This window comes from Tessaracoccus sp. SD287 (genome assembly GCF_017355265.1).
In the GTDB taxonomy this organism is placed as follows: domain Bacteria; phylum Actinomycetota; class Actinomycetes; order Propionibacteriales; family Propionibacteriaceae; genus Aestuariimicrobium.
Genome location: NZ_JADIJQ010000003.1, coordinates 65,948 through 76,601 on the forward strand (window position 1 = coordinate 65,948; position 10,654 = coordinate 76,601).

Annotated in this window: 11 protein-coding genes; 3 read left to right on the forward strand and 8 right to left on the reverse strand. The window is 69.9% G+C overall.

Going from position 1 to position 10,654, the window contains the following annotated elements; genetic code table 11:
* Positions 1-41: 41 nt before the first annotated feature.
* Positions 42-866: a proteasome assembly chaperone family protein gene (locus IPV09_RS02120; RefSeq protein ID WP_207473348.1), complete on the forward strand. Its 825-nt coding sequence runs from the start codon at positions 42-44 to the stop codon at positions 864-866.
* An 11-nt stretch (positions 867-877) separates the two neighbouring features.
* Here the strand turns inward: IPV09_RS02120 and rpe are convergent, their stop codons facing one another.
* Both rpe and IPV09_RS02130 read right to left on the reverse strand, forming a co-directional pair.
* On the reverse strand, positions 878-1,546 hold the full coding sequence (gene rpe, locus IPV09_RS02125; protein ID WP_207473349.1) for a ribulose-phosphate 3-epimerase: 669 nt from the start codon (positions 1,544-1,546) through the stop codon (positions 878-880).
* Positions 1,547-1,589: 43 nt separating this feature from the next.
* Positions 1,590-2,936, reverse strand: coding sequence for an RsmB/NOP family class I SAM-dependent RNA methyltransferase (locus IPV09_RS02130; RefSeq protein WP_370590182.1), 1,347 nt, complete (start codon positions 2,934-2,936; stop codon positions 1,590-1,592).
* A gap of 230 nt (positions 2,937-3,166) precedes the next feature.
* Between IPV09_RS02130 and dhaK the strand changes: the two genes are divergently transcribed.
* Together dhaK and dhaL are read left to right on the forward strand one after the other, a co-directional pair.
* Positions 3,167-4,168, forward strand: coding sequence for a dihydroxyacetone kinase subunit DhaK (gene dhaK / locus IPV09_RS02135; RefSeq protein ID WP_207473350.1), 1,002 nt, complete (start codon positions 3,167-3,169; stop codon positions 4,166-4,168).
* Between the two features lie 25 nt (positions 4,169-4,193).
* Positions 4,194-4,829: a dihydroxyacetone kinase subunit DhaL gene (gene dhaL / locus IPV09_RS02140; RefSeq protein WP_207473352.1), complete on the forward strand. Its 636-nt coding sequence runs from the start codon at positions 4,194-4,196 to the stop codon at positions 4,827-4,829.
* Positions 4,830-4,925: 96 nt separating this feature from the next.
* On the opposite strand, the gene fmt is transcribed toward dhaL, so the two are convergent.
* The 6 genes from fmt to mihF form a co-directional block, all read right to left on the reverse strand.
* Positions 4,926-5,858, reverse strand: a complete 933-nt coding sequence (gene fmt, locus IPV09_RS02145; RefSeq protein WP_207473354.1) for a methionyl-tRNA formyltransferase — start codon at positions 5,856-5,858, stop codon at positions 4,926-4,928.
* 29 nt (positions 5,859-5,887) lie between these two features.
* On the reverse strand, positions 5,888-7,921 hold the full coding sequence (locus tag IPV09_RS02150) for a primosomal protein N' (protein ID WP_207473356.1): 2,034 nt from the start codon (positions 7,919-7,921) through the stop codon (positions 5,888-5,890).
* 67 nt (positions 7,922-7,988) lie between these two features.
* A complete protein-coding gene (gene metK / locus IPV09_RS02155) occupies positions 7,989-9,176 on the reverse strand; it encodes a methionine adenosyltransferase (protein ID WP_207473358.1) in 1,188 nt (395 codons plus the stop codon).
* Between the two features lie 75 nt (positions 9,177-9,251).
* Positions 9,252-9,605 (reverse strand): DNA-directed RNA polymerase subunit omega, encoded by a 354-nt coding sequence (gene rpoZ, locus IPV09_RS02160; RefSeq protein WP_207473360.1) that lies wholly within the window; start codon positions 9,603-9,605, stop codon positions 9,252-9,254.
* A 41-nt stretch (positions 9,606-9,646) separates the two neighbouring features.
* On the reverse strand, positions 9,647-10,225 hold the full coding sequence (gmk, locus tag IPV09_RS02165) for a guanylate kinase (RefSeq protein WP_242681114.1): 579 nt from the start codon (positions 10,223-10,225) through the stop codon (positions 9,647-9,649).
* Between the two features lie 58 nt (positions 10,226-10,283).
* Positions 10,284-10,595: an integration host factor, actinobacterial type gene (gene mihF / locus IPV09_RS02170; RefSeq protein WP_207473363.1), complete on the reverse strand. Its 312-nt coding sequence runs from the start codon at positions 10,593-10,595 to the stop codon at positions 10,284-10,286.
* Positions 10,596-10,654: the final 59 nt, after the last annotated feature.

Genomic DNA, 10,654 nt, shown 5'->3' on the forward strand with positions numbered 1-10,654 from the left:
GCCTTCCGGGAGCAGTCCCGCGGGACGGATAGGCTGGGCCGATGGAGTTGGATGTGTCAAACCTGCGCCAGCCGGCGGTGGTGGCAGCCTTCCGCGGCTGGAATGACGCCGGCGAGGCAGCCACGTCCGTGATCAGGCATCTGGTGCTGGGCAACGAGACCCATGAGGTGCTCGTCTTCGACGAGGGCTACTACGACCTGCGGCAGAGTCGTCCGATCGTGCACACCCTTGACGGCAAGAAGGTGCTGAAGTGGCCCAACACCTGCATGGCCGTGTGCCGGACACCGCAGCGGGACCTGTTGGTGGTGGTGGGCGACGAACCCAACTTCGACTGGGCCGACCTGTGCCAGGAGATCCTGGCGACGATCACCCAATGTCACGCGACGCCGGTGGTGGTGCTGGGGTCGATGAACTCCGATGACCCCCACTCCCGTCCGCTGCCGGTCTCGGTCGATGCCACCAACCACGACCTGGTCTGGGGCATGGGCACCGAGGAGTCCGACTACTCCGGGCCGACCGGCATCACCGGGGTGTTGTCGCTGGTGGCGGCCGAGGCAGGACATGACGTGGTGTCGATGTGGGTCTCCACGCCGTCCTACACCGCAGACGAGGAGTGCGCCAAGGCCACCTTGGCGCTGGCGCGGCGGGTCTCGGAGGTGCTGGGCGTCGACTTCGACTGGGCCGCACTGGAGAAGTCGGCCGACCAGTGGGAACAGCAGGTCACCGAGCTGGTCGAGACCGACCCCGACATGCTGCGCTACGTCCGCGCGTTGGAGGCCTCCAGCGACCGGAGCCTGGCCCCCACCAGCGGCGAGGACCTGGCTGCCCAGATCGAGGAGTTCCTGCGCGACGGGGACGATGGCTAGTGCGGCTGCGGCTAGTGCGCGTGGGCCGCGTCCGCAGCGATCTGGCGCAACTCGTTGACCATGGCGTCGGGGTCGGCCGCGCGGTAGACCGCTGAACCGGCCACGAAGGTGTCGGCGCCGGCCTCGGCGCAGCGTCCGATGGTTTCGATGGTCACGCCGCCGTCGACCTGAATGCGGATCTCCTGGCCGGTCTTGTCGGCGAGTTCGCGGGCGCGACGGATCTTGGGCAGCACCAGGTCGAGGAACTTCTGGCCGCCGAAGCCGGGCTCGACGGTCATCAGCAGCAGCATGTCGAGTTCGCCCAGCATCTCGGCGTAGGGCTCGATGGGGGTGGCCGGCTTCAGCGCCATCGACGCCTTGGCGCCCAGCTTGCGCAGTTCCCGGGCCAGTCGGATGGGGGCGGCCGCGGCCTCGACGTGGAAGGTGATGGTCTCGGCGCCGGCTTCGGCATAGGCGGGTGCCCAGCGGTCGGCGTCCTCGATCATCAGGTGGATGTCGAGTTCCTTGTCGGTGGCCCCGCGGATGGCCTCGACCACGGGCAGACCCAGGGTCAGGTTGGGGACGAAGTGGTTGTCCATCACGTCGACGTGCACGCCGTCAGCGCTCGGGATTCGTTCGATCTCGCCACGCAGGTTGGCGAAGTCGGCGTTCAAAATGCTCGGTGTGATCCTCATGCCCATGGCCGGATCCTATCGGCCGGGTGCTGAGACGTCCTGAGGTGGATCAGTCGGTGCGCCGCAGCAGCGCCGCGAACATCGCATCGGTGCCATGCCGGTGCGGCCACAACTGCAGCATCCGCTCGTCATCGGGATGGGTGGCATCGGGCACGTCGGGCAGCAGCGCCGGCGCGTCCAGCAGGTCGGCCTCGGGGTGTCGGTCCATGAAGGCCTGCACCTGTTCGATGCTCTCCAACGGATGCGGTGAACAGGTGACGTAGGCCAGCACTCCCCCGACCGCCGTCGACTGCCAGGCGGACTCCATCAACCCGGCCTGCAGGTCGACCAGTTCGGCCAGGTCCTGTTCGGTGCGTCGCCAGCGTGAGTCGGGGCGTCGCCGCAGCGAGCCGAGCCCGGTGCACGGCACGTCGGTCATCACCCGGGCAAAGGCACCAGGCTGCCAGGCGGGGGCGAGCCCGTCGGCGGCCAGCACCGTCCACCCGTCCTCGTAGCGCGCCAGCGCCTGGCTCACCAGCTTCGCCCGGTGCGGGGCCTTTTCGCTGGCCACCAGCGAGGCGCCCTGTTCACGGGCGAGCCCGGTCAGCAGCGCCGCCTTGCCACCGGGCCCGGCGCAGATGTCCAGCCAGGGCATCCCGGCAACCTCCGGCCCGACAGGCGCCAGCGACAGCAGCCAGGCGATCAGTTGGCTCCCCTCGTCCTGCACCCCGGCGCGGCCCTGCCGCACCTCCTTCAACGCACCGGGATTGCCCGGTCGCCTGAACCCGAACGGGCTGAACGGTGTCGGCTCCAGGCCCGTTTCGCTCAGCGCATCCCGCTCGATGAGCCCGGGCCGGACCACCAGGGTCGGTGTGGCGGGCACATTGTTGGCCAGCAGGGCTGCCTCGGCGTCATCGCCCAGCAGGTAGTCATAGACGTCGGCGATCCACCGCGGGTGGTGCGTCCGGGTGGCCAACTCGCCCAGGTAGTCCTCCTCGGCGCTGAGCAGGTCGAGCCAGCCGGCCAGGTCCTGGCGGCCGACCTTGCGGGCGATGGCATTGATCACCCCGGTGACCCGGTGCCCGACGGCGATGCGTCCCAGGTTGACGGCCTCGTCCACGGCAGCATGGGCAGGGGTGCGCATCGAGAGTTGTTCGTGGGCCGACAGCCGCAGCACCGTCACCACGGCCGGTTCCAGCGAGCCGATCTCACGGCCACTGGCGCGTTCAATGATGCGGTCGTAGGTGCCCAGCAGCCGGGCGGTGCCGTTGACCAGTTCGGTGGCCGTCGCTGCCTGCTGGGAGTCCAGCTGGTGCCGACTGATCACCGTCCCCAGCGCCAGGTTGGCGAACGAGTCGTCGGTCGCCACCTGGAACAGGGCGTCATAGGCGGCCCGCCGGGCCGGGCTCACCGTCACCCCGCGGCGGGTGTCCTCAGGGGGTTGACCGGCCGGGTCAGGATGCGCATTCTGCCCCCCACGACGGTCGTCTCGGCGCGGCTGTGAGCGTTGGTTGTTCAAGGAGGAAGACTCCTGTCAGAAACACTTGTCTATACAGGTTCGGCCTGTCTAGGGTGAGAGCCATGCGGTCGCGCCCAAGTGTGGTGCGACCGGGGCAATGGTGCCTCAGTCTATGACGGGAGCAGACAATGAAGAAACTCATCAACGATCCGGAGAACGTCCTCACGGAGTTCATGCGCGGGTTCAGCATCGCGCACAAGGATCTGGTCGAGTACAAGACCGACCCGGTGCACTTCCACCGTGCCGGTGGCGCCGTGGCGGGCAAGGTGGGCGTTGTGTCCGGCGGAGGTTCGGGCCATGAGCCCCTGGGCGGCGGCTACGTCGGTCGGGGCATGCTGGACGCCGTGGCCCCCGGTGCCTTCTTCAGTTCCCCCACCCCTGACCAGATCGCGGCCGCCACCCAGGCGGCTGACGGCGGCGCCGGCGTCCTGCACGTCGTCCTGAACTACTCCGGCGACATCATGAACTTCGAGATGGGGGCTGAGATCGCTGCCGCCGAGGGCATCGAGGTGCAGTCGGTCGTCATTGACGACGACGTCGCCGTGGAGGACTCCACCTGGACCGCCGGACGCCGTGGCGTCGCCGGCGCCATCACCGCCATGAAGATGATCGGTGCGGCCACCGACCTGGGCTACGACCTGAACGAGACCGCCCGGGTCGCCCGGAAGATCAACGACTCGATGGGCACCATGGGCTTGGCCCTGACCGCCTGCACCGTCCCGACCGCCGGCAAGCCGTCCTTCGACCTGGACGAGAACGAGATCGAACTCGGCATCGGCGTCCACGGCGAGCCCGGCGTCCGCCGCGTCCCGATCATGCCGGCCGACGACATCACCGACGTGCTCGTCGACACCGTCGTCAAGGACATGAAGCTGAGCTCGGGCGAGGACGTCCTGCTTTTCGTCAACGGTCTGGGCGGCACCCCGCTGCACGAGCAGTACATCCTGTTCAACCACGCCTGGGACAAGCTCGACGGACTCGGCGTCAACGTCGTGCGCAGCCAGGTCGGCAACTACTTCACCTCGATCGAGATGGCGGGCGCCTCCATCACGATCATGCGACTCGACGACGAACTGACCAAGTTGTTCGACGCGCCGGTGCATACTGCTGGATGGCGCGCCGGAGCCTGATCGCCGGTCCAACTGAGAGGAAAACATGGCTGACACACTGGGGGCTGCATGGGCCCTGGACTGGATCAAGCGGGCGGCCGAGGTTGCCACGGCCAAGCGCGAGGAACTGACCGACCTCGACCGCGCCATTGGCGACGGTGACCACGGCTCGAACCTGGACCGCGGTTTCAAGGCAGTCCTGGCCAAGTTGGAGGGCGTCGAGGCGACCACCGCCGAGGACATCCTGAAGCCCACCGCGATGACGCTCATCTCGACCGTCGGCGGCGCCTCGGGTGCGCTCTACGGCACCGCCTTCCTGCGTGCCTCCAAGGCCGGCGCCCAGGACCTCGACGGCGCGGGGGTCGTGGCCCTCATGCAGGCTGCCCTGGACGGCATCCTGCAGCGTGGCAAGGCCGAGGTCGGCGAAAAGACCATGGTCGACGCCTGGACGCCGGCGATCGCTGCCGGCAATGAGGCAGCCACGGCCGGCAAGTCGCCGGCCGAGGTGCTCGACGCGATGGCCACGGCTGCCCAGGCGGGCGCCGAGACCACCGATCCGCTGGTCGCCCGCAAGGGACGCGCCAGCTACCTCGGTGAGCGTTCGGCCGACCATCGCGACCCCGGTGCCCAGTCCACGGCCTACCTGCTGCGCGCCGCCGCTGACGCCGCTGCCGCAGTCTGAGCCGCGCACCGCTCTGCTGAGCACAGCGCCGAGGGCCGGTGGGAGATCCTCCCGCCGACCCTCGGTGCGTTGTGTGTGCGTCAGTGGTGTGTGCGGTCAGCTGAGCAGGGACTCCGGCCCGAGCTGGGTGCCGCGGGCCCAGTCGGCGCCGGCCATCGACTTCTTCCCGGCGGCCTTCACCCGCAGCAGTTCCAGGGGGCCGGTGCCGGTGCCCACCCACAGATGACGCTTGTCGGCGGCCAGAGCGCCCGGGGCCAGGGTGGGCGCCGCCCACGGGTCGTCGGGTTCGGCAATCTGTTCGACCTTGAAGACGTCATCCCCCAGGAGCCCCCAGGCGCCGGGAGCCGGGGTGACGGCACGAATGTGGCGCGAGACCTGCTCCCTGTCGAGGTTCCAGTCGATATGGGCGTCCTCGGTGCTGATCTTGGCTGCGGTGGTCACGCCGTCCTCGGACTGGGGGGTGGGCTCGACGCCGGCGGCAATGTCGTCAAAGGTCTGCACCAACAGGGGCCCGCCGGCGTGGGCGAGCTCGCCCAACAGCTGGCCGGAGGTGGCCGTCGAGCTGATCATCATGGTCATGCTGCGATAGACCGGCCCGGCGTCCAATGGCTTGACGATGCGGAAGGTGGTGGCACCGGTCTTCAGGTCACCGGCCAGGATGGCCCGCTGCACCGGCGCCGCACCCCGCCAGCGTGGCAGCAGCGAGAAGTGCAGGTTCACCCACCCGTGCGGCACCAGGTCGAGCGCTGACTGAGGCAGCAACGCCCCGTAGGCGACGACGGCGACCGCGTCCAGGTCCCACTGGGCCAGCTGGTCCTGGAAGTCGGGGTCACGGGGGTGGGCGGGTTTCAGCACGGGCAGCCCCAATGCCTCGGCCCGGTCGGCAACCTCGGAGGCCTTGAGCTTCTTGCCGCGACCGGACGCCGCGTCGGGTCGGGTGATGACTCCGACGACGTCGTGGGGTGAGTCGACCAGCGACTCCAGGGCGGGCACGGCGACCTGCGGGGTTCCTGCGAATGCGATCCTCATGGTGGTGCCACCCTAGTCGGAGCAGACCCTCACGAAAGCTGGTTGGGGTCGACCCGCACCCGCACCGGCGGGGACTTGCGCGCCGACCCGATGGCCAGGCCCGCCCGGACCCGTCGCACCAACTCCGTGGCCTGCGCCGGTGGCACCCGCAGGGTCAGCCGCTGCGTCGTCTCGTCGGCGCCCGGCACCGGTCCCAGCACGTCGAGCCCCTCCAGCGGTTCGGTGACCTGGGCCCCTGGCAGCAGGTCGGGTTCGGGCAGCAGCCGCGCCGCCGCCACCAGGGTCTCGATGGCCTCGGCGCTGCCCTCGATCTGGACGAACCGCAACGCGGGCGGGAACCCGGCCTCGCGCCGGTCGTCCAGTTCTCGGGCGGCCAGCGTCGCCGGGTCGGTGCGCACCAACGCCTGTAGCGGGCGGGCCTCGGACGGGCCGACGGCGCAGACGCTGCCGCCCTGCTCACCGGGACGCACCAGGGCCACCGTGTTCAGCCAGCGACGCAGCGCCTCCTCCGAGGCGCGCAGGTCCGCGCGGGCCAGCAACAGCGTGGTGTCGAGCAGCAGCGCGGCGGCATACCCGCCCCGGGCCACGGGTTCGGCGCCGGGAGTCGCGATGACCAACTGGGGTGTGTCGTCGACGCCCTCGACGACATGACCCCGGGAACTGTCAACCACCCGGACGCCGGGGAAGGCCCGGCCGAACTCTTCGGCGGTGCGTTCGGCGCCGACCAGCGGCGCCCGCAGTTCGGTGCCCTGGCAAGTGGTGCACCGGAATGATCCGCTGACCCGTCCGCACCACCCGCAGTCCAGCACCGCACCCTGCTTTGCCCGACGCAGCGGTCCGTGGCAGGCATGGCAGCGGGCCGAGGCGTGGCAGCGGGCGCAGGCCAGCGCCACGGCATACCCGGTGCGGGCGACCTGCACCAGCACCGGTCCCTGCGTCAGGCCGGTGCGGACGGTGGCGAACGCCTCGGCAGGGATGCGCACCTGGCGGGCCAGCGGGTCGCGTTCCAGGGCCCAGTCCGAGGCGCCGGCAATGCTGAGGGCCGGCGTCGCCCGCCGCAGTGCCGCACGCTCCATGACCAGCGGCACCAGCCAGCCGGTCTCGACCCAGCGCTGCACCTCGGTGCTGCGGGCGTGGCTGGCGACCAGCAGGGCCGCCTGCTGCTGCACCGCCCGGATGGCGAGCACGTCGCGGGCGTGCAGGTAGGGCGAGCGGGGTTCGGCGTGCAGGTCGTCCCCGTCGTCCCAGATGGCCACCAGTCCGCAGTCGTCGATGGGGGCCATGGCCGCCGAGCGGGTGCCCACCACGATCCGGGCATGGCCGCGGCTGACGGCCAGGTAGTTGCGATAGCGGGCCGACGGGCCCAGGTCGGCGTGCAGCACCGCCACGGTGCCCTCGCCGAACCGCGTGACCAGGGCTGTCTCGGCGACCGTCAGGTCACGCTGGTCGGGTACCACCACCAGCGCCCGGCGGCCGCTGGCCAGGCAGGCGGCGACGGCCTGGGCGAAGCCTTCGGCCCAGTCCCCCACCGCGGCCGTCACCGGCGGCACCTGCCAGAACGCCCGGGGCCCCTCGCCGGACTCCAGCGCCTGCAGGAACCCGGCCGAGTGCTGGGCGGCGTCCAGGGGGCCGGTCGCGGGTGAGGGCTGCGGTTCGGGCACTGGCCATGGCGACCGGGTGGCCTTCTCGGTGGTGGCGTGGCGCGGCGGCACCGCCAGCCGCACCACGTCGGCGAAGGTGCCGCACCAGTGCTCGGCCACCGCCCGGCACAGGCGCACCTGGCCGGGGCTGAGGACAGGTTCGGGCGAGATCACCTTGTCCAGGGGCGACAGTTCGGCGTCCTGCTCGGACTGCTCGACGACCTCGATGATGTAGCCCGAGGCCACCCGCCCGGCGAATCTCACCCGCACCCGCACCCCGGGCTGGGCGTCGGCGGCCAACGAAGCGGGAATGCGGTAGTCGAACCAGCGGTCCAGGTGCGTCAGGGGCATGTCGACGGCCACCCGCGCCACCCGCGCCACGGGGGCCCCGGGTGCTGCCGCGGGTGTGCCGGTCTCATTCATCACCAGACAGACTAGGGCCGGTCACCGACAACGGTGACCGGCCCCGGGCAGGCTGTGGACAACCTCGTCAGCGGACCACGCGGGCCAGCTGCTCGGCACGGTCGGTGCGCTCCCAGGTCATTTCGGGCAGGTCGCGGCCGAAGTGGCCGTAGGCCGACAGCTTGGAGTAGATCGGGCGCAGCAGGTCGAGGTCACGGATGATCGCGGCCGGGCGCAGGTCAAAGGTCTCCAGAATGGCTTCGCGAATCCGGTCCTCGGGCACCCGGTTGGTGCCGGCGCAGTCGACGTAGAACCCGACGGGCTGGGCCTTGCCGATGGCGTAGGCCACCTGGACCTCGCACCGGTCGGCCAAACCAGAGGCGACGACGTTCTTGGCGATCCAGCGCATCGCGTAGGCGGCCGAGCGGTCGACCTTGGACGGGTCCTTGCCCGAGAAGGCGCCACCGCCGTGACGGGCGTAGCCGCCGTAGGTGTCCACGATGATCTTGCGGCCGGTCAGGCCGGCGTCACCCATGGGGCCACCAATGACGAAGCGGCCGGTGGGGTTGATGAACTCCTTGAAGTCACCGGCCAGTCCGTAGCGTTCCAGGACGGGGGCCAGGACGTGCCGGCGCAGGTCGGGGACCAGCGTGGCGTCCAGGTCAATTTCGGGGGCGTGCTGGGTGCTGACCACGACGGTGTCGAGTCCCCGCACCCGTCCCTGGTCGTCGTAGTCGATGGTGACCTGGGTCTTGCCGTCGGGACGCAGGTAGTCCAGGGTGCCGTCCTTGCGCACCTCGGTCAACCGCTCCGCCAGACGGTGGGCCAGGTCGATCGGCAGCGGCATCAGCGACTCGGTCTCGTTGCAGGCATAGCCGAACATCAGTCCCTGGTCACCGGCGCCCTGCTCGTCGAGCAGGTCGACCGAGTTGCCCAGCCGCTGTTCGATGCCGGAGTCGACGCCTTGGGCAATGTCGGGCGACTGCGAGCCAATCGCGACGCTGACCCCGCACGAGTTGCCGTCGAAGCTCTTCTCCGACGAGTCGTAGCCAATGTCGATGATGGTCTTGCGGGCGATGCCGTAGACGTCGGCGTAGGCCTCGGTGCGGACCTCACCGGCGACCATCACCAGCCCGGTGGTGACCAGCGTCTCGACAGCGGCGCGGCTGTTCGGGTCCTGGGCCAACAGGGCGTCCAGCACCCCGTCCGAAATGGCGTCGGCAACCTTGTCGGGGTGTCCCTCGGTGACCGATTCTGAGGTGAAGAGCCTGCTCATGGTGTTTCCTTGCTGCTCGGCGAAGAGCCGGGCCTATCCGCGACCTGGTCGCGATGGGGGTGGTCGGACGCGAGGTCAGGCCGGGTCGACGGGACCGAGGTCACCGAACGGGTCGTCCATGCCGAAGTCGGGGGTGGCGACAGCGGCCTCGGCGCGGGCGGCAGCCTCGGCCTCGGGGTCGATCTGGGTGTATTCGAGCACGCCTGCCTGGACCTCGCGCAGCGCGATGGACAGCGGCTTCTCCTGGACGCCGGTCTCGACCAGCGGGCCAACGTTCTCGAGCAGGCCCTCACCCAGCTGCGAGTAGTACGCGTTGATCTGGCGGGCGCGCTTGGCGGCGAACAGCACCAGTCGGTACTTCGAGTCGACCTGGTCAAGCAGTTCGTCGACCGGCGGGTTGGTAATGCCTTCAGGAGCGTTGGTGGTCACTATGTCCCTTTCGCGAAAGACGGGGGTGCGGAGCCATCGGCTCACAGACCTGTCAACTCTACCAAACGGTCAACGGTTTCCTCGATTTCACCGTTCACCAGCACCTCGTCGAAGGCCGACTGCGACTCCAGTTCCAGCCTGGCGGTGGCCAGTCGCTCTTCCTGCTGCTCGGCGGTCTCGGTGCCGCGGCCGACCAGCCGGCGGACCAGTTCGTCCCAGCTCGGCGGAGCCAGGAAGATGTGGACGGCTTCGGGATAGCTCTGCCGCACCTGACGGGCGCCCTGCAGGTCGATCTCGAGGATGACCACCTCGCCCCGGGCGACGGCCTGCTCGACGGGCACACGGGGGGTGCCGTACCGGGCACGCTGGTGGACGACCGCCCACTCCAGCAGCCCGCCGTCGGCGACCATCCGGTCAAAGGTGGCGTCGTCGACGAAGTGGTAGTGCACCCCGTCGACCTCGCCGGGACGCGGCGGCCTGGTCGTCGCCGAGACCGACACGAAGATCTCGGGGTGACGCTCGCGCAGCCGACCGCAGACGGTGCCCTTGCCGACAGCCGTCGGCCCCGAGACCACGAACACGCCACCAGCCGACCCAGCAGAACCCTCAGAGATGCTCATCGGGGCCATTCTGCCGCGTCGCGGGCGTGGTCGCCACACGGGCCACGGCCGTGGGCGCTCAGCTGAACTGGTCGCGGAGGCCGGCGATCTGGTGGCGTCCCAGGCCCCGGATGCGCCGGTTCTGGCTGATCTCGAGTCGTTCCATGACGTCGGCGGCACGCTTCTCGCCCACCCGAGGCAGTGACTTCAACAGGTCAGCAACCTTCATGTGGGCCAGGACGTCCTGCTGCAGGGCCAGGTCGATGGCACCGGACAGGGTCACCTCACCGCTGCGCACCCGCTGCTTCAGCTCGGCACGGGCGCGACGAGCAGCAGTGGCGGCCGCCCGAGCAGCCTCGAGCTGCTCAGGAGTCAATGAGGGGATAGCCATGTGAGCTCCTCCGAGGTCCGCACCGGTGAATACTCGCCGGTAGCCAGTGTGACAAGGCC